20 protein-coding genes are annotated in these 19,675 nt (G+C 38.7%); 5 read left to right on the top strand and 15 right to left on the bottom strand.

Going from position 1 to position 19,675, the window contains the following annotated elements:
- Positions 1 to 338 precede the first annotated feature (338 nt).
- From B2W36_RS00290 to B2W36_RS00355, 14 genes are all read right to left on the bottom strand, one after another.
- Complete coding sequence (locus tag B2W36_RS00290; RefSeq protein WP_293879599.1) at positions 339 to 2,804, bottom strand: phosphocholine-specific phospholipase C; 2,466 nt, start codon at positions 2,802 to 2,804, stop codon at positions 339 to 341.
- 184 nt (positions 2,805 to 2,988) lie between these two features.
- Positions 2,989 to 3,750, bottom strand: coding sequence for a tryptophan synthase subunit alpha (gene trpA / locus B2W36_RS00295; protein WP_293879600.1), 762 nt, complete (start codon positions 3,748 to 3,750; stop codon positions 2,989 to 2,991).
- Positions 3,751 to 3,753: 3 nt separating this feature from the next.
- Positions 3,754 to 4,938 carry a tryptophan synthase subunit beta gene (gene trpB, locus B2W36_RS00300; RefSeq protein ID WP_209578595.1) on the bottom strand — a complete coding sequence of 395 codons (1,185 nt, stop codon included), beginning with the start codon at positions 4,936 to 4,938 and terminating at the stop codon, positions 3,754 to 3,756.
- A complete protein-coding gene (locus B2W36_RS00305) occupies positions 4,916 to 5,560 on the bottom strand; it encodes a phosphoribosylanthranilate isomerase (RefSeq protein ID WP_293886104.1) in 645 nt (214 codons plus the stop codon). The genes trpB and B2W36_RS00305 overlap by 23 nt, the downstream gene beginning before the upstream one ends.
- 1 nt (position 5,561) lies before the next feature.
- Positions 5,562 to 6,551, bottom strand: coding sequence for an anthranilate phosphoribosyltransferase (gene trpD, locus B2W36_RS00310; RefSeq protein ID WP_293879602.1), 990 nt, complete (start codon positions 6,549 to 6,551; stop codon positions 5,562 to 5,564).
- Positions 6,552 to 6,901: 350 nt separating this feature from the next.
- Positions 6,902 to 7,369 carry a hypothetical protein gene (locus B2W36_RS00315; RefSeq protein WP_293879603.1) on the bottom strand — a complete coding sequence of 156 codons (468 nt, stop codon included), beginning with the start codon at positions 7,367 to 7,369 and terminating at the stop codon, positions 6,902 to 6,904.
- A gap of 149 nt (positions 7,370 to 7,518) precedes the next feature.
- Complete coding sequence (locus B2W36_RS00320; RefSeq protein WP_028072584.1) at positions 7,519 to 7,740, bottom strand: DUF2795 domain-containing protein; 222 nt, start codon at positions 7,738 to 7,740, stop codon at positions 7,519 to 7,521.
- A 122-nt stretch (positions 7,741 to 7,862) separates the two neighbouring features.
- Positions 7,863 to 8,621: an ABC transporter ATP-binding protein gene (locus B2W36_RS00325; protein WP_209578591.1), complete on the bottom strand. Its 759-nt coding sequence runs from the start codon at positions 8,619 to 8,621 to the stop codon at positions 7,863 to 7,865.
- Positions 8,603 to 9,394, bottom strand: coding sequence for a lysophospholipid acyltransferase family protein (locus B2W36_RS00330; protein ID WP_293886105.1), 792 nt, complete (start codon positions 9,392 to 9,394; stop codon positions 8,603 to 8,605). Before B2W36_RS00330 ends, B2W36_RS00325 begins: the two co-directional genes overlap by 19 nt.
- A gap of 66 nt (positions 9,395 to 9,460) precedes the next feature.
- Positions 9,461 to 10,375 (bottom strand): substrate-binding domain-containing protein, encoded by a 915-nt coding sequence (locus B2W36_RS00335; RefSeq protein ID WP_293879605.1) that lies wholly within the window; start codon positions 10,373 to 10,375, stop codon positions 9,461 to 9,463.
- 5 nt (positions 10,376 to 10,380) lie between these two features.
- Entirely contained in the window at positions 10,381 to 10,851 is a 471-nt protein-coding gene (locus B2W36_RS00340; RefSeq protein WP_209578588.1) for a DsrE family protein, read from the bottom strand.
- Between the two features lie 31 nt (positions 10,852 to 10,882).
- Positions 10,883 to 11,863 (bottom strand): c-type cytochrome, encoded by a 981-nt coding sequence (locus B2W36_RS00345; RefSeq protein WP_209578587.1) that lies wholly within the window; start codon positions 11,861 to 11,863, stop codon positions 10,883 to 10,885.
- Positions 11,864 to 11,943: 80 nt separating this feature from the next.
- Complete coding sequence (locus tag B2W36_RS00350; RefSeq protein WP_209578586.1) at positions 11,944 to 12,846, bottom strand: LysR family transcriptional regulator; 903 nt, start codon at positions 12,844 to 12,846, stop codon at positions 11,944 to 11,946.
- Between the two features lie 61 nt (positions 12,847 to 12,907).
- Positions 12,908 to 14,278, bottom strand: a complete 1,371-nt coding sequence (locus tag B2W36_RS00355; RefSeq protein WP_293886154.1) for a dipeptidase — start codon at positions 14,276 to 14,278, stop codon at positions 12,908 to 12,910.
- 107 nt (positions 14,279 to 14,385) lie between these two features.
- On the opposite strand from B2W36_RS00355, the gene B2W36_RS00360 reads away from it, so the two are divergent.
- The 5 genes from B2W36_RS00360 (at position 14,386) to B2W36_RS00380 (ending at position 19,325) form a co-directional block, all read left to right on the top strand.
- Positions 14,386 to 14,700 (top strand): hypothetical protein, encoded by a 315-nt coding sequence (locus B2W36_RS00360; protein WP_293879607.1) that lies wholly within the window; start codon positions 14,386 to 14,388, stop codon positions 14,698 to 14,700.
- Between the two features lie 7 nt (positions 14,701 to 14,707).
- Entirely contained in the window at positions 14,708 to 15,259 is a 552-nt protein-coding gene (locus tag B2W36_RS00365; protein ID WP_293879608.1) for an RNA polymerase sigma factor, read from the top strand.
- Positions 15,252 to 15,608 carry a hypothetical protein gene (locus tag B2W36_RS00370; protein ID WP_293879609.1) on the top strand — a complete coding sequence of 119 codons (357 nt, stop codon included), beginning with the start codon at positions 15,252 to 15,254 and terminating at the stop codon, positions 15,606 to 15,608. Before B2W36_RS00365 ends, B2W36_RS00370 begins: the two co-directional genes overlap by 8 nt.
- Positions 15,609 to 15,794: 186 nt before the next feature.
- Positions 15,795 to 18,518, top strand: coding sequence for an outer membrane beta-barrel protein (locus tag B2W36_RS00375; protein WP_293886106.1), 2,724 nt, complete (start codon positions 15,795 to 15,797; stop codon positions 18,516 to 18,518).
- Positions 18,519 to 18,536: 18 nt separating this feature from the next.
- Positions 18,537 to 19,325, top strand: coding sequence for a GLPGLI family protein (locus tag B2W36_RS00380; protein WP_293879611.1), 789 nt, complete (start codon positions 18,537 to 18,539; stop codon positions 19,323 to 19,325).
- 159 nt (positions 19,326 to 19,484) lie between these two features.
- On the opposite strand, the gene B2W36_RS00385 is transcribed toward B2W36_RS00380, so the two are convergent.
- The gene (locus B2W36_RS00385; RefSeq protein WP_046674057.1) at positions 19,485 to 19,664 is read right to left on the bottom strand and encodes a hypothetical protein; all 180 of its coding nucleotides are present in this window, start codon (positions 19,662 to 19,664) and stop codon (positions 19,485 to 19,487) included.
- Between the last annotated feature and the right edge of the window lie 11 nt (positions 19,665 to 19,675).

Here is a 19,675-nt window from a genome sequence, read left to right on the forward strand (position 1 = left end):
GAGTTATGTATGTATTATTTATCAATTCGGTCGGCTCATATTTATTAGCTAGCTTTTTGATTGTTGGGGCAGTACTATTATATAAGGGCTTTTACCATCTCGCTCGTCGTATACAGGAATAAAGTATCGGATCTTCTTTCGGTGTAGTTTTTTGACTTGAATGTGCTTTATCTCTGCTGAAGGTAACCGTATTCTTTTATTTTGTATTCGAGATTAATCGTTTTGTAATTGTTACGAATGAATGTATTAAAGCGGTTTAGTCAGGACATTGTGTGGGTCAGCAGCAAAGTCGAATAAACGTGGGCTATCCAGTCTTTTTGAACAGCCCTTCTCTTTGTTTATCGATTGAATAAGGGATCGCTTTTTCCTACATTTCCAATCTCGACACGACCGGCATAGTGTTCCACAAAGTTTGGAAAGCCAGCGCAAGTGAGCCGGAAGTCATACCAAAAGTGTTGATTAGCCAAGTCAAAATGTATGATGATAACTTGTCCAGCTTTAATTTTCACAGTCTTTTTTTTCTGACCATAGCTGATATCTTCAAACATAAGTTGCTGAGCTGTTTTTCCATGATTTGTACAGGAGAAAGATAAACGGCCACTAAATGCTGATCCATTTTTACATTTTTCATAAGTGCATCGTATCTTTACATGTGGATTATTCCCATCGCCTTTAAATTCGCGATAAAATCCATTTGGACCGTGAATTTCGAGATGATATATTTCTTTTTCGAAGTCGTTTAGTGACCAAAGGTCTGTTACACTGTCTCCTGGAGAAATAGCATAATTTCTTGAGGTTCCAACTTCTCCTTTGTATTTAGCCGCATGGTAGACTGTAAAAGGCGAACCCGCTGAATGCTCGCCAAAGATTTTATTTGAAGCCTCAAATGTGACCCAATAATTCCCTTTGGGTTGGTATTCGCCATGTACATAAAGTTCATAAGGAAGGATACACGAATCCCGAAGCCCCTTTTCTTGTTTTGGAAAATAGGGCGAACTACTAGGGGCTTGTTCAATTTGTGTGATTTCCGATGGATCAAGCGCTTTAAAGCCCATGGGAACGCCTTTAAATTTTGCTTGGTGGATCTCTTGGATAAAAGGCTCTCGTTCAAGTAGAATTGGTTTATTCATAGTTTCACCATGGTAGGGTCTAAATGCCGAAGTTAAGTCTCCACATACGGTACGTCGCCAAGTGCTGATGTTGGTCTCCTTTACCTCTTTCTTGGTTTTATATGTTATAAATTTCTCTAGGAATTGTAAACTGGAGGTATGGTCAAATACTTGCGAATTAACCCAGCCACCTCTGGTCCATGGAGAAGCTATGACCATCGGTACACGATAACCGAGACCTATATTGCTTTCTCTTCCGCTTTCAGGATAATATTGCTCATCACGAAGTACAAATTCTAGCGCAGGATTTATTCCATCTGATACTTTCCCACTTTCTATTTCGTTAGGATTTGGTGCTGTAAAAGGTGCAAAGTGATCAAAATATCCGTCATTCTCGTCATAGGTAAGTATAAAGACTGTTTTTTTCCAAACTTCTGGATTCTGGGTAAGAATGTCCATAATTTCGCTAACATACCATGCTCCAAACCAAGGAGAATCGGGATGGTCAGAAAAAAGCTGCGGTGGAGCTAACCAAGATACCGTGGGAAGTTTACCCTCCTCAACATCTTTTCGGAACTGATAAAGAACATCGCCTTTAGGAATCAGTAACTTTCGCTGTTGATCCCCTTCCTGATACTGCATAGTTTCTAATTCCATGTAATCGGGCTGTGCGCTGTTGTTAACAAAAGCACGGCGATGAATATCTTTTGTCCGCTCGTCAAGCTTCTCAAAGTTCTCGGCGGTATATAACTGTAGTTCCTCTTGGATATGCTTGAGCTCTTTATTTAATTTTTCGCGTGTGTCGACAGCTGTTGTTTCGTTCATTTTACGCTCGAGATCTTCCTTTTTTAAAGTAAGAAGCTGACGGTAGCGCGGATGATATTTGACCTGATATTGTGGAAAGTACTCCATTGGATTGCAGCCAAAATTAGCTAACCAGCTGTTTGCTTCACCACTATATCCAGCACTGCTCGAAGAAATTTCATTTTGATAGATCTTCCAGTCTACACCTAATTCGGAAAGGCGTTCGGGAAAGGTTGTCCATGTCGCCTTGCCACTAAACTCGGAGTCACCATTCCAAACTAAAGCTTTTCCCGTCAGATTTTCTCTGATATTAGCAGTCCAGAAGTAAAGTCTATTGGGATTAGTACCGGTGATACTTGAACAAAAGTGCTGATCGCAAATAGTGAAACAGTCTGCCAGTGAATAGTAAAAAGGAATATCTTCACGGGTATAATACCCCATAGTCAAAGGCAGATTGGCAAACTCTTTAAATCCGGAATGTTTGACATCCAGCCATCTGTTCATTTTACCATTATTTCTTGCGTCGGTTTGATCGGTCCAACTGTGTGGGAGACAACCCATCCAGGTAATTTTTGAATCTTTGATATCCAATCGAAAGGGAGCAAACGTTTCTCCGGATTTTTGCGTCTGAAACCAGACTTTATTCCGATTGGGTTGCCGGATAGCTCTAGGATCATTAAAACCTCTTACACCACGCAGTGTCCCAAAGGCATGATCAAATGAACGGTTTTCCTGCATTAATAAAACCACGTGCTCGGCATCATAAAACGTGCTGCCCAATGCTGGATTTATAGCCATTGCCTTTGCAATAGCGGATGGAATAACATGGGAGAGAGAGGCCCCTCCAGCAAGCATAGCTGCTTTCTTTAAAAAATCTCGTCGAGTATCCATGGTTATATCAATATTGATCGCCTGGCTGTTTTATTCCTTGGTGAATCAAGACAGCAAAGTTATTCGTTTTGAAAAAAAATATATCTTCAAAACTGCCTTAAAAATAAGCGTTCGATCCAAGAAAAAAGAATTTAGATCGAACGCTTATAAAAAAATAATGTTTTGCTAATTTTTAGCTTGTGGATTAAGCTTTGATGGACGAGATAAATGATGGGATTTGGTTGAGGTAATCCTGATCTTTTAACCGTTTAACAAATGCGGTGCCTATGATAGCTCCTGCAGTATCTCTAGTTGCCTTTTGAAAGGTTGTTTTATCAGAAATACCGAAGCCGACGATCAAAGGGTTTTTTAATTGAAGGTCATTTACCCGCTTGAAGTAAGCTGCGGTATTGTCTCCAACATCGAGTGTTTTACCCGTTGTGGCATTTGAAGAAAGTAAATAAATAAAACTCTTAGAAAGGCTGTCTATTTTTCTGATTCGTTCTGTCGATGTCTGTGGTGTTACAATAAATACATTGGCAACTCCATTTTTCTCGAATGTTTCTTTATAAAAGTCTTCATATTCATCCATGGGTAGATCCGGTATAATCACTCCGTTTACACCTACATTTTTACATGCTTCACAAAATTTTTCAACACCAAATTGTAGCACAGGATTAAAATATCCCATGAGAAATACAGGGATACCGATATGCTCACGGAGGTCATTCAATTGGTCGAACAGCTTTTCTAGCGTCATACCGTTTGCCAAAGCAATTTCTGAACTGTGCTGAATGACAGGTCCGTCCGCAACAGGATCGGAATAGGGAAAACCAATTTCCAGAAAGTCCGCTCCGGCTTCTTCCAATTTCTTGGCAATACTTATTGTACTGTCCAATGTTGGATACCCAGCTGTAAAATATATCGATAAAAGGGGAGTACCTTCTTTTTTTTCAATTGTATTCATGACTTAAAAATCAAAGTATTTCATATAATTATCCAGATCCTTATCGCCGCGGCCAGAAAGACAGATAACGACGGTCTCATCACCTTTAAAAGGAATTTTCTCTAAATAAGCGAGCGCGTGTGCACTTTCAATTGCTGGTATGATACCCTCTAATCGTGTAAGTTCAAGGCCTGCACGCATGGCCTCGTCGTCAGTCACACTAACGTAGCTGCCTCTACCAGATTTGAATAACCAGGCGTGCTGCGGGCCAATTCCGGGATAGTCGAGCCCAGCGGATATGGAATACGGTTCTATGACCTGACCATCTGCTGTTTGCATGAGGATGGAGCGACTTCCATGCAAGACTCCTTCTTTTCCTAACGCTGTTGTAGCAGCGGATTCGCCTGAATCAACACCGTGGCCAGCGGCCTCGACAGCATACAATTGAACCGATTCTTCATCCAGATAATGATAGAACATACCTGCGGCGTTGGAGCCTCCTCCGACACACGCCAACACTATATCTGGATTTTCTTTTCCCGTCTTTGTGAAGAGCTGTTTTTTCGTTTCTGCAGAAATAATAGACTGAAACCGAGCAACCATATCAGGATAAGGGTGTGGGCCTACAACAGAGCCAATGATATAATGGGTGTCGACAGGATTGTTTATCCAATCCCTTAACGCTTCATTTGTAGCATCTTTTAGAGTTTTTGACCCTGATGTCGCTGGAATAACTTCGGCTCCCATCATCTTCATCCGTGCAACGTTTGGAGCTTGGCGTTGAATATCAATTTCACCCATATAAACCGCACATTGTATCCCTTTTAGTGCACACACTGTAGCGGTGGCAACACCATGCTGTCCTGCACCGGTCTCTGCGATGATACGCTTTTTACCCAAGCGTTCTGCTAATAGAATTTGGCCAATGGTATTATTGATTTTATGGGCTCCGGTATGGTTAAGATCCTCACGTTTTAAGTAAATGGTAGTTCCATATTTTTCCGATAGACGCTTGGCATGATATAAGGGAGATGGACGTCCAACATAATCGCTGAGCAGTTGATTAAATTCCTCCTGAAAGCTCTCTTCTTCGATAATCTTGAGATATTCTTCACGTAGCTCCTTCACATTCGGATAGAGCATCTCAGGGATATAGGCTCCTCCAAATGGGCCATAATATCCTTTTTCATTGACTTGATATATACTCATTTTTAATAGTATTTATACTTTGGCTTAATAGATCAATATCTTTTAACCCGGGTTCTACTTCAAATTTTGAATTTAAATCCAGGGCGTATAGCCGAGGATCATTTCTTTCTAGCGCTCTTTTGATATTTTCAGCGTCCAAACCACCGCTCAGAAAATAGGGCGTGATAAGTGTGTATTGGTCCAATAGGGACCAGTCAAATTGTAATCCCGTACCGCCGTAGGAATTGCTTTTCGTATCAAATAAAAAGTAATCTACAATATTGGCGTAAGAATCCAAAGCTATCCAATCAAAGTCTTGATCTACTCCGAAAGCTTTAACGATCGTAGCTTTTGATTTTTCTTTCAATTCGCGGCAGAATTCTGCAGATTCATCTCCATGTAGCTGAATTACATTTAATTTAAATTCAGTTTTTTTAACAAGAATTTCTGACAGGCTTGCATTGACGAAAACCCCAACCTTGTTTAGGTTCTCAAGCTTCTTTATATATATTGAAGAGTTTTCGCCAACATAACGTTTGGATTGATCATAAAATATAAATCCCATATAGTCCACTCCCAAAGAAGCTACAGCCGCTATATTGTCGGAATATTTCATACCACAAACTTTTATTTTGATCGCCATCTTATTTTTTAATTAGTTTTTGGAAGCTTCGCAAAGCTTTGCCTTCCATCAATGAGCTTTCAGCTTCATAAAAACAGTCACCGAAAGATTTTTCGGGATTAAATGTTTTAATAGCAAAGGCAGCATTGGTCAAAACAATATTATTTTGTACATCTGTCCCTTTGTTATTCAAGATAGATAAAAATGTTTTGGCAGCGTCTGCTACGCTGTCACCCCCGGTTAACTCATGCGCTGAAACCGTCTTAAAACCGAGATCTTCCATACTGTAGTAATTCTCCCCTTGATTATTGATTACCTTGAAATCGCCAGTCATGGATATCTCATCATATCCATCTAAAGCATGAATAATGGAATATTGTTTATTGGTGTTTTGATATAAATATCCATACAGTCTTGCTAATTCTAAACTAAATACACCAACAGATTGAAATCTTGGATTGGCCGGATTTGTCAATGGTCCCAGCATGTTAAAGAATGTCTTAACGCCTAGCGCACGGCGTATTGGAGCAACGGTTTTCATGGCCGGATGAAACAGCGGTGCATGTAGAAAACAAATATTGGCCTCATCAAGCTGACGTTGTAGTTCAGATTTATCGTTGCTAAATTGATAACCTAAATATTCCATGACATTGGATGACCCACAGCTTGAGGAGACGCCGATGTTACCGTGCTTCGCGACGTGATAACCAGCTCCAGCTGTAACAAAAGATGCTATCGTTGAGATATTGAAAGTATTTTTACCATCACCACCAGTACCACAAAGGTCAATTAAATTATAACCGTTAAACTCCAGTTTGAGGCATAAGTCATACATCGCATCTCTAAATCCCCCGAGCTCTTCAACACGGATACTTCGCATACCATAGGCCGTCATAAAAGCAGCAATCTGGTGGCTGTCATATTTGCCCATCGTAATGTTGGTGAGGATTTCGTAGGCTTCTTGCCGAGAAAATGTCTTGTATTCAAATAAATGAGCTAAAATTTCTTTCATGGTTAATTTAAATAAAAAAAGGCTTACCTAATTTAGGCAAGCCCATCATATCTTGATGTATTAATCAAATAATGCAATAGGATTTTGCCACAACGTTATCCGTTGCGCCACCACCAAGCTTTATTTGATACAGTTATTATCATTGTTATTTTTATTAATACAAATATGGTTGATAGAATTATAAAATGCAAGTGTTTTTATTGAAAAATTTTTAAGAAAGCATCATTACCCTCCTATTGCTTATAATTATGCTATACAATATAGTGTCAAAAGACTACTTGAATTTTTCTTTGATAGCGATATTTAAATAAGTGATATAAAATGACCTAGGTATAAGAGCTTAAGAGAAATTAGTAAAAAACAAAATGGGCTTTGTTATTGCCTTTAGAGACTAATGTGAGCGATGCAATTTTTTTATCACGAATGACTACAGCAAATACAAAACGTTTGAGATATTTGACAAAGTAAACTTGCTGCGGATCAATACCTTCTAGATCTATATCGCTTGTTTCTTTCCTTCCCGCTTGATCAAAGCTGAGATATTCCAATTTTTCAATATCCTTACTTTGTATATTTATCCTGATTTCGTCGATACTCGCCAATAAGTACTCCTGCATATCTTCTTCTTGTTTTTCTGATGTTATTAGGTCTTGACTTAGAATAACATCGGTAGCTAGATTATGATCATGTAGACGTTGGACAAACCTTTTTAAAACAACAATATTTTTATTGGCAATTTGTTGTTCTTGCGCAAATGAGCTTTGGCAGACCATACAGCTTATAAAGAAAAACAATAATAGCTTTAATTTTATCTTCATACCTATGAGACTTGTCTTTATTAAAATGGATTAAAACTATAGCATAAAAACCTTTGTGAGACACCATATGAGCTACACTGTATCGTCTACGAATGGCAGGAGCAGCCTTTAATAAAAAACGCCTTTATTTTAAAGGCGTTTTTTATTTTTTAGTATTCATCTTCATTGAAGAAGAAATCGTCTTTTGTTGGATAGTCGGGCCAAATTTCTTCGATATTTTCATATGGCTCGCCATCATCCTCAAGAGATTGTAAGTTTTCAATCACCTCAACAGGTGCACCCGAACGAATAGCGTAATCGATTAATTCATCTTTTGTTGCTGGCCACGGTGCATCTTCTAGATGCGAAGCTAATTCTAATGTCCAATACATATAAAAACAATTTAAGTTCTCTATTTTCGCAAAACTATGATTTAATTTAACTTAAGCAAGTAAATTGCATGTTATTTTTGAGGTTTTAATGTAAGTTGTTGATTTATAGTTTTATAATATTTTTAAATATTCTCGAAATCACTTCCCTTTTCATTTAAAGCATTCAATCTTGGGGACACTGATTTAATATCGGGGTTAGGATAATCATTTTCAATCAGCCCATCCCGCATACGTACAATACGGTGTGCATGTAACGCGATATCTTCTTCGTGTGTGACTAGAATGATGGTATTACCTCTAGAATGAATTTCTTCAAGTAGGCCCATAATTTCAATGGACGTTTTGGTGTCGAGGTTTCCTGTTGGCTCATCGGCAAGAATAATGGATGGATCGTTAATTAGTGCTCTTGCAACAGCAACACGTTGTCGTTGTCCTCCCGAAAGTTCATTGGGCCTATGGTCCATACGATGTCCTAAGCCCACGCTTTCTAGTGCAGCAGTGGCTTTTTCTTCCCGCTTAACCTTAGTATACCCCGCATAAATAAGCGGGAGAGCTACGTTTTCAAGTGCTGTATTCTTAGGTAAAAGATTAAATGTTTGAAAGACAAAACCAATTTCTTTATTTCTTACTTCCGCAAGTTCATCGTCAGTCATCTCGCTAACATTAATTCCATTGAGGATGTAATCTCCCCGGCTTGGTGTATCCAAGCAGCCAAGAATATTCATTAACGTGGATTTTCCTGAGCCCGAGGGCCCCATTAAGGCGACAAATTCTCCTTTATGGATATTGAGCGTTACAGAGCTTAAGGCATGAATTGTTTCAGCGCCAATCTGGTATTCTCTGGCAATATCCTTGATTTCGATTAAGATCTTTCCTGACATATTTTTTGGAGATTCTCTAGGTTATGAAAATACGATTTATTCTTCATAATCCAATGGGATTGCATTTTCTCATAGACCACTTTCTCCAATTCTGCTGCATTATCATCGTTAAAATCTTTGGTCTCTATCGGATTGAACACATGTATTTTAACAATTCCTGGTCGAGATCCCCTTTTCGAACCGTCATCGAAGAAGATATCCCAGGCATTTTCGATAATAATTGGAACTGTGGGTACATCGTTCTGAATCGCGATACGAAAGGCACCAGATTTAAATTTGTGTATCTGAGGTGGAAAACTATCGTCAATTTTTCCTTCTGGAAAGATAACGACACTTCGGCCATTTTGCACAAGTTCATTGGCGCGCTGGAATGCCTTGAATGACGATACTTTACTTCTTCTAGTGACGGGGATGTCTATTGTTTTGAAAAAAATTCGTGTCACCGGATTTTTAAGTAGTGAAGCTTTTCCGATAAATGAAAAAGGGGCGGGGCACAAATAGGTGAGGGCTGTTATATCCAGGACTGAAGTATGATTGGGACACAGTACCATGGAACGGTTCCAATCTATTTTTGATTCATAGCTGACTTTAAAAAATACACCGGCCAGCGCCGACCCACCAACTGATACCCAGCGCCTCATCCGCGCAATTTTGGCATAGTTTATTTCGGGACGCAGTGCTAAAAAATAGATATAAGGGAAAAATAAGACGAAAACAAGGAGAACACTGATAAAGTACCAATACCGATGGATTTTTTTAAGCAATAGGATCATACAAGTCAACTAATTTTGACCTAAAGTAAAGAAAGAAAATGGATAATTAATTACCCATTTTCTTTTTTAGTCTACTGTGAAGCCGTATTTTCTGTAAATGAACTTCGCTGTCGGCGATTTCATGAATTTTAAAAAGTCATCGGCAGCCCGGGGATGTGGCGCATTTTTTAACTTAGCAGCAACGTAGCTTGCATTGGTGTTGTAAGCATCCGGAATGATAATTCCTTCAACAGGATGACCAATGAGTTTTTGGTATACTACTTCTGAAGTCCAGACTGGAGCCGCGTCTGCCTGATTGTATAATATCCGCATAGGGCTCTCGCGATGGTGAATCTTGGTTAGGTAAGTACTGCCATCTTTGACCTTATCTTCCATGATTTTCTTGACGAGCTGTTCGCCGCCCGCTTTTTTATAGGATGCTTTGATCTGTTCATCGATTCCTTCCCATTGAGGGTTAGGCATGCTAATACGAATATTTTCCTTTCCCAGATCATTCAATGTGCTGACATTGCCAGGATTTCCTGCTGGAACCATTAAACAGATATTGTTGTAGCAATAAACCTGTGTATAGCTGAAATAATCTGCCATTTCATTGATCGCTCTTTTACTTGCGGTATAAACATCTGGCTTATGTGTAAGACGTAGATTACCTATCGTGATTGATCCGCCTTTAATCTGCTTAGCTAAAATGCCTGGTGGGAGAGTTTCAACAAAAATACGCTCGTATTGTGGGTATTCTTTTTTGAATGATGCAACTAGATCATCGACCACCATAAATTGATTGCCCGCGAAAAAAACGGTAAGCTGCGGATTTTCGATATCACCATATAAGTCTGGAATATTGTCTATCCCGGGTACCGTAAAATTCAGCGCTGATTCGGGTGGATTATTCCAAGGTGGGTCAAAACGATGCTCTTGTGCTTTAATTTCCTGGGCTCCCAATAATGCGATTGTTAGACCAAGCAGTAGAAAATTTTTCATTATACTTATGGTTTAACGATAACCCAACCTTCATTTGCTCGTAAGATTAATTCACCATTGCCACTGGGTACGTAGCCTATAAAATCAAATAGCTCTTCTTTGGCAATATGTTTCTCTTCCAAAGTATTTAAGCATTGGGCTATGATAACACCTTTCTCTACCAGATCCTTCAATGGTTTCTCATACTGACTGTTCTTTTTTAAGTAAGCTTCTGTACCACCAGAAAATGCAACTAATTCAACCTGCAAGTGCCCCTTTAATCGCGGGTCTTTTAATACATTGTTAATATTACGGATTGCTTTTTCAATTGTTTTTGGATCATTACTGTCCAACTGATAGATCGCTTTATACGTTTTTTTCTTTGCAACAGCACCAGTGTATTGCTGATTATTGAGCAACAATTTGTTTTCCTGTGCTTTCGCTTGTATAGTCGTTATCGCTAAAAGAATACAAGCGATTGTAAATTGTTTTTTCATATTTATTATTGATTTAATGGGGTGTCTACGGTTAGAAATTATAAGGACCGCGTTTATGTTGTTCTATGCTTATGTTATCGGCGTACGGGGGGTATGGGCTGTCTTTGGGCTTTCTGTTTAGATTGGGATAGTCCAATTGCTTATTTGATTTTTGGGGCCTATCGAAAGAATTGATATATGCTGCGACATCATAGGCCTCATCGTCCTTCAATTGCGGTGCGTCATAAGTTGCGCCCAAAGGCATATTAGCTTTGATAAAACGGGTAGCGGTAAGTAATCGTGCCATTCCAGCACCATCATTGTAGCTATCTTTTCCCCATAAGGGAGGATATTGATATCCTTTTCCAGCCACTTGCGGAAGACCTTGTCCATCCTTTCCATGACAGCTTGTACACTTGTTCTCAAAAACCAGCTGACCATGTTTCAAGTTTGCAGCGCGGTTGGGAATATCCATTTTAATAAATCCTTGACCTGCCAGCCGACCCTTGTTAACGGTATTTACGCTAATATTCTTAATATAGGTGACGATAGCTCTCATCTCTTTGCTGTTTTCTGGTATGGCTCGGCCGTTCATGCTTCGCTCAAAACAACCATTAATACGTTCTTCGAGTGATTCAATCTTATTTTCCCGTGCGATATATGTTGGGAAAACATTCGTGAGACCAACATATGGAGCCGCAAAAGCTTTTGTGCCACCATTGAGATGGCAGCTGCTACAGGCAAGCTTGTTCCCTATTTTGACTTCCCCATCATAAAAATAATCGTAGGTTCTTTTAATTAGATGTTCACCATAACGGGCCATTTCGCCCTCGGGATTATCATTGAAGGAAATTCCTTTGAATTGGGAAACGTGGGTAACAAGCGAGTCGTTGCGTATTTCAAGAGAATCTGGTTCTCTTTGATGTCCCTCATATTTTAACGGAAATACACATAAAGTTGTACACGTAATGATCAATGCGACAATGATCCAGCTTAGGGCTTTTAAATAATTTGTCAGACTTTTATAATCCATTACACTAATTTATTTGTACAAATCTAGTTGCCTCAACCCCGAAATTAAAACCCCGTTTTTTTATGAGATATAACCTTTAGTTATAACCCGAAGTTTTGTCGCAGGCAGAATTGTAGAAACTGATTAGGCGTGCCCGAAAGACCTCCATACAAATGGGTAAAATAAAAGTAACGTTCTATTTTCAGTTGTGGAATATCGATAATGGTCAGCAAATTATTTAATACTTCTTTTTGAACCGTATGAATAGACAAAAAAGCGAAGCTGTCGCGACGGGCTAGGTAGCCTTTTATACTCTCTGTTGAAGGTAAGATCATTTCTATATGTACTGCTGATAAGTTAATGCGATTATCTTTTAGTGCGTTCTCAATAATTGTTCGTGTCCCCGAACCTTGTTCGCGTAGTACCAAAGGCAGTCGTGTCATGTCTGACAATGCAGGTTTTTTTAATTGTGCTAATAGTGGGTTTTTGCTATTTGTGACTAGGACGAGCTCATCCTTCATAAAAGGAATATATTTCAGGGCTCTATTGTCTGTAGAACCTTCAGTAATACCTAGGTCCAATGTTTTATCGATAAGTTGTTCTTCAATGCTGCGGCTATTGGATTGAAAAGACTCGATGCGATTGTTAGGATATTGCGTTAGAAAGTCGGCAAGTAAAGCTGGTAAAACGTATTGAGAAATAGTTGTACTAGCCCCTAAAATAAGTTTTCCTTTTCGGCCTTCCTGCAATTCTTGTATTTCTTGGCCAGCCTGATTATACAGCGTAATAATCTGTTGGGCATATTTATATAAAATTTGACCTGAATCAGTGAGGTTGAGGTTGTTTCCCTTTCTTTCGAAGAGCGGTACTCCGAGTTTCTTTTCCAGTTCTTGGATATTTTTGCTTACTGCAGGTTGCGAGATGAAAAGTGCCGAAGCAGTTTTGGTGAAATTAAGGTGTTGAGCTGCAGTATAAAAAACAATTAAGCGAAAATCAAAATCCATAAAACGATAAAAGGTTATTTCTAAAATTTAAAAATAACCCTTTATCTAATGAAAAACTAAATTATTTACTTAGTTCTGCGTAATATTTATGAAATAATGGAATTGTTGAAATTCCCATGAGATAATTCTCAATACCATATTTTTCATTTGGCGAGTGTAGGTTGTCGCTATCCAAGCCAAAGCCCAAAAGCACTGTTTTTAAACCTAGTACTTCTTCAAAAAGAGCAACGATTGGAATAGAACCGCCGCCACGGGTAGGGATAGGCTGAACACCAAATGTTTCATGCAGGGCTTTTTCTGCAGCTTTGTAAGCGACGCTGTCAGTCGGTGTCACAACTGGTTCACCACCATGGTGAGGTTTGACCTCTACCTTCACATAATCTGGGGCAATAGCTTCAAAATGTTTTTTGAAAAGTTCTGTAATACGTTGGGAGTTTTGGTTTGGCACAAGGCGCATGGAGATTTTTGCATTCGCTTTCGAAGGCAATACGGTTTTGGCTCCTTCACCAATATATCCACCCCAAATACCATTTACTTCTAAGGTTGGGCGAATACCGGTACGCTCTAGTGTCTTAAAGCCTTTCTCTCCCCAGACATTTTGAATACCAAGGTCTGCTTTGTATTCTTCAATGTCAAAAGGCGCTTCATTTAATGCTTTGCGTTCTTCGGCAGTTAATTCGACAACGTCATCATAGAATCCTGGAATAGCGATATGATTGTTCTCATCATGTAACGACGCGATCAGTTTTGCTAATATTGTCGCCGGATTGGCAACAGCTCCTCCATATACGCCGGAGTGTAGATCTCTGTTCGGACCAGTAACTTCCACTTCGACATAAGAAAGCCCACGTAAGCCAGTTTCTAAGGAAGGTTGCTCCATGCTAATCATCGATGTGTCCGAAATAACGATAACATCAGCTTTCAGTCTTTCTGTATTTTCTTTAACGAAGGTACCTAAATTGACTGAGCCAACTTCCTCTTCACCCTCAATCATAAATTTGACGTTACATGCCAAGGCATTATTTTTAATCATGTATTCGAAGGCTTTTACATGCATATAAAATTGACCCTTGTCGTCGGCAGAACCACGTGCATAAATTTTGCCATCACGGACTGTCGGTTCGAAAGGAGGGGTATCCCACAACTCATATGGATCAGCAGGTTGTACGTCGTAATGCCCATAAGTCAATACAGTAGGTAGCGCCGGGTCAATAATTTTTTCTCCATAAACGATTGGATTACCAGCAGTAGGACAAACTTCTACATTGTCGGCTCCTGCTTCACGCAATTTCTGAGCAACAAATTCAGCGGTCTTCTCCACATCTCCTTTAAATTTAGGATCAGCACTTACTGACGGTAAACGCAATAAATCAAACAACTCATCTAAAAAACGTTGCTTGTTTGCTTCTACATATTCTTTAATGTTTTGCATATTGTTTGTGTTTGAAACAAATTTACACAAATGAACACATTTAACTCAATTTGTTGTAACCTTTTCGGGAATGACGGTGACTAATGAGTAAACTAATTCAAATAATTATGGAAAAGCAATCAGTAGCAGCCGTTTTGGGCGTCGGATTATTTACGTGTATTACCTTGTGTGTTTATTTTATTATGCGTTATCGGAGTACCGCAGTACATGTTCCCGGCGAGAGCAGAAAAAGGGAGCCTATAGATTGGCAAAAGCCGGGGATTTTGGTTCTAGGTATCGGAATTGGTTTATTCATTGTCGGTGTATTGGACAATTATATCAAGACTGATTTGCCGGATTCACTCGCCGTAGCAATTTTGATTATTTCTGCAGGGCTTGCAATGATAATTGCTAACCGATTGGATAAAAAACGCGATATTTAACCCACCAATGGATGAGATCTATATTCGGAAAGTTCTGTCAGGTGACGTGGAGTCTTATCGTTATTTTATAAAAACGTATCAGGATATGGCATTTTCTGTCGCTCTTTCTATTGTAAAGGAAGAGCATTTGGCAGAAGATGCCGTTCAGGAAGCATTTATAAAGTGCTATCAATCGCTGTCATCCTTTAAAGGAAAATCCAAATTTAGTACCTGGTTTTACCGGATTGTGGTGCATGTGGCTTTTAATGCCATTCGCCATAAGAAACTAGACATGGTCAATTTTGATCTATCCCATCATGACACGTCGCATGAGGATTCTGTATTGGATGAAATCATCGAACATGAACGAAAAGAAATGATCAACGATGCACTCACTATCCTGCCTGCCCGGGAGTCTGTTGCGTTACGCTTATTCTATCTCGAAGAACAGTCGATGGATGAAATTCAGGAAATTATGGGGTGGACATTAGCAAATACAAAAGTGATCTTGCACCGGGGCCGTAAAAATATGCACATCATATTGAGTCAGTTAATTAAAAAAGCAGAATATTATGGATAAGCAGCATGAAAAATTCAGTAAGGTTATGCAAATGAGCAAAGTAGAAGTGCCATTCGGCGATTTTGAACAACGGATCATGGGTAGTATCGCAGCACTTGAGAAAAATAGAGAGAAAGCGCTGTCAAATAAAAAATATGCAATTACATTTTTTCTCCTGGGAACCGTTTGCGGAATCATGTTGAATAACTATCTCATGGCCAAAATTGAACTGGCAGACATAAACCCAAATATTAAAAATTATAGTGGGATAGCTTGCCAAATATCTTTTGCCGTGTTGATATGTTTCTTCTGTCTCCAGTTGTGGCAGTTGATCTATATGCAACAGAAGAAACATTATCCATTATCGTAAAAAGTCTTTTTTTGGTGGAATATACAGGATCTGAGTTTTTGCGAAATGGACTTTCTTGTTTCCGTCGATTACTAGAGCTAGATGCGAGAATCCATCTTTCAAGAAATAAAATTAAATTTACTGTAACAAAACATTGGTTTTATCTACTAATGTTATATTTATAATAATTCACTATCCAACAATTTTATGAGAAGAGTTTTACAAATGCTCTTATTTTTTATTTTTGCTATTCCTGGTCTGGCCTTAGGTCAATCCAAGATTGCTGGAAAAATAAGTGATGTAAAGGACCAATTAAAGTTATCAGACGCAACAATCATGCTGTTGACTGCTAAAGACTCTATATTAACAGGCTTTACAAGATCTGACGAAAATGGTCTGTTTTCCTTAGCCAAGCCCGATACAGGATCTTATGTGCTCATTGTGAGTTATCCCAAGTATGGCGATTTTTATACGGAGATTCAACCTGGTGTGGATTACTCCAGATTGGCTATTGGTATGACAAATACAGCTACATTATTACAAGAGGTTATTGTTACTGGCCGTATTCCGATTACAATTAAAGGCGATACCACAGAATATGATGCCGGTAGCTTTAAAGTGGAAAAAAATGCCAAGGTCGAAGATTTGCTAAAAGCTTTGCCCGGAATCACCGTTGATGCGTCCGGAAAGATTACTGCACAAGGTAAAACAGTGAAGAGAGTATTGGTAGACGGAGAGGAGTTTTTTGGCGACGATCCGACCTTGGTGACGCGCAATATCCGATCGGATATGGTGGATAAAGTTCAGGTTTACGAGAAAAAATCAGAACAGGCCGAGCGAACTGGGGTGGATGATGGTCAGCGTGAGCAAACCATCAATGTTAAGTTGAAGGACGGTTCCAAAAACGGCATGTTTGGGAAAGCACTTGTTGGAGGGGGGACCGACGACTACTATATGGGGCAATTGATGCTGAACAAATTTAAGGGAGCACAGAAAATATCCTTATATGGGCTTTTTGGTAACAATGGTACAACGAGCATGAATTGGCAGGATGCACAAAAGTATGGTGGTGATTCGGGGGTATCTTATGGTGAAGACGGATCGATGAGCTGGTCCAGTTTTACAGATCCTTTTTCAGGAGAAGGGGTAGTTGGTGTACCTAAGGCTATAAATTCGGGCGTTAACTTCTCAGATAAATTTGATAAGGATAAACATACAGTTAACATGAATTACAAATATGGACGATTGAGCAGCGATGGAAATGATGAAACGATTATGAGCGGTTTGATCAATAACAAATCAGTGAAGAATGTTGATACTGAAAATGACCAGCATCGTGCCAATCTGAAATATGATCTGAAATTAGATTCATCAAATCTGCTGACCATACGAGGTGGAGCATCCAGAAAGAATCTTTGGTCAGATAACAAACGTGAAGCTTATCAGTTTGGCCAAGACGCAGATACAACCATTGCCGAGAATACAAGGGAATTGGTGAAAAATAACATCAACGAGTTCAACTTTAGCGCCTATTTTACCCATAAATTCAAGAAAAAAGGACGCTCTTTTACATTTGATGGTCAATGGAAAAGAAATGAGATGAAAGGTACTGGGCATCTCAACTCCGATCTGAGAAATTATGGACTAAAAACAGATTCATTGACAGATCAAAGTAAGGTGCGCAATAATACAAGCGATGTGCTGAGTGCTTCAATTTCCTATACCGAACCCTTATCCAAAATTTGGAATCTTGTTGTCGGAACAGGAATTGAGCAGAGCAACAGTAGTTCTTTAGTGGAATCTTTCAATAATGATGGACAGGGGAATTATAATCAATTGGACCGCCGGTTCAGTAATAACTATGATTTTGATCGCAACAGTAGTCAATACAAATTAGCCATAGTTCATACCACTGAAAAATTTAAGTTCACGGTTGCTAACAATTTCAATAATGACAAACTGAAACAGTTCAATAACTATACGATCCAAGGGATTACGAGAAGCTACTTTACGTATAATCCAAATGTAAGTGCAGGCTATTCTTTTACGAAAAGTAAGGGTTTATGGCTGAACTATACCGGTAAAAATCAATTGCCTTCCATGAGTCAAATTCAACCGATCTTAGATAACTCAGATCAGATTAACCGTTATTTAGGGAATGAAAACTTAAAACCATCATTTAGGAATTCATTGAATTTGAATTATAACTCTTTCCGTGTATTGAGTGGAAATTATCTCTATGTCGGAGGTAATATTTCTACAGAAAAGAATCCAATTACGCAGAATATTGATACGCTAAAAGGAATAAACACTTATACTTGGAATAATGTGGTGGGCAAAACAAATACTTCCCTGAATGTCTGGTCTGGAGTTTACTTCAAATTGAGTAAAAAACTAGGACTGTCAAATTCACCACAGTTTTATGTGAATATGAGTGACAACTATAATATGTTCAATCACCAATTGAATAAAGTAAATACGACGAATTTCAATTTTACGTATAATTTCAAGAGAGATACCAAAACTGGTCTAAATTTCGATCTGAACTTTAGTCCACAATATCGTTTGATGAAATCAAGTTTGGAACGCAATACCAACAGCAACGGTTTTGTATTTGCTTCCAATGGAAGTGTGGAGTATTTTTTCAACAAAACATTTAAGGTTTATACCAATTATACTTACTCCTATGAAGCCGCTACAAAAGCATTTGACGAGAAGTTTGAGCAGTTTCTGTTGCATCCGGGTGTGAGTAAGAAATTCTTGAAAGACGAATCATTGGTCTTGGATTTTATGATCAACGATATTCTTAATCAGAATAAAGGCTTTAGCCGCTCGGCATCGACTTCTGTCTTCACCCAACGCCGGTATGATACGATACGCAGATATTATATGCTTAAACTATCATGGGATTTTACAAAAATGTTTTTATAAAATATTAAGCAAGATACAATGTTAAAATATATCTTTTTTCTCCTTTTCTGTTGTTCTGCCCTAGGTTTAAAAGCACAGTACGTGCTATTTGGACGAGCTGGGACAATTTCCTACGACAAAACGATGTACATGAAGAATATCGTAACTAAAAAATTTATCAGTAAGGCCGATAATAACTCAAAGCAGTTTTTTGAGCGTATAGTACCTAGGTTGCCGGAAAGTGCGATATTGAAGAAATCTCTGAAATTCAATACTACAGAGACTTTATTTGAATCTATAAAAGATGATGGGCTGGACGCTGAGATTAAACAGTACATTATGATGCTTGCATTGGATTTTGATGCAACAACACTTTCCAATATGCTTAACCGATCGTTTTTGAGATATAACGATATAGTAGGTGAGAAGATCATCGTTCAGGACTCGATGAAGCGTATCAAGTGGAAAATCACAGATGAGTATCGCGAGATTGCAGGGTATAATTGTAGGAGGGCCAATGGTATTACACCAGACTCTATTTATGTCATTGGCTACTATTGCAATGAAATTCCCATCAGCGGCGGTCCCGAATCTATCAATGGTCTGCCTGGGATGATTTTAGGGTTAGTGGTGCCAAGTCAGCACGTTTCCTATTTTGCAACAAAAGTCGAATTTAGTAACACCGTTGTGATGGATAAAAAGAAGTTAGAGAACACTAAAGTGAAACGTTTGTCAAGAAAGGCGATGACCGATCAGTTTACAAGTGTACTATCTGAGCACATGAATAAAGAAACTGTTCAATTTATTATGGAACTTGGCAATTTATAAACATTGCAAAATGCTGTTCCAATGATAATTACCTTTTTGTCAGCTAACTTGTAATACAAAGTAAAAACGATGGAGGGGAAAAGGTCTATGAGAGACTGCAGCCTTCTAAAAAAAGGCCTTTCATTTGAAAGGCCTTTTTTATGTTAACTCCGAAAAAGACTATTTTCCGTCGTTTTTCTTAGCAGTTACTTCGTTACGAATTTCTTGTGCTAAAGTTTTGATTTCTTGTAATCCTTTACGTACACGTGTACCAGCTGCAGAATTACCATTGTTGAAGAACTTGTCTGCGTCAGCTTCGATAGAAGCTACTAACTCTTTTAATTTTACGTAGTTTTCCATTTTTTTATAAT

The sequence above is a fragment of the Sphingobacterium sp. UBA3549 genome (assembly GCF_002376635.1).
Classification (GTDB): domain Bacteria; phylum Bacteroidota; class Bacteroidia; order Sphingobacteriales; family Sphingobacteriaceae; genus Sphingobacterium.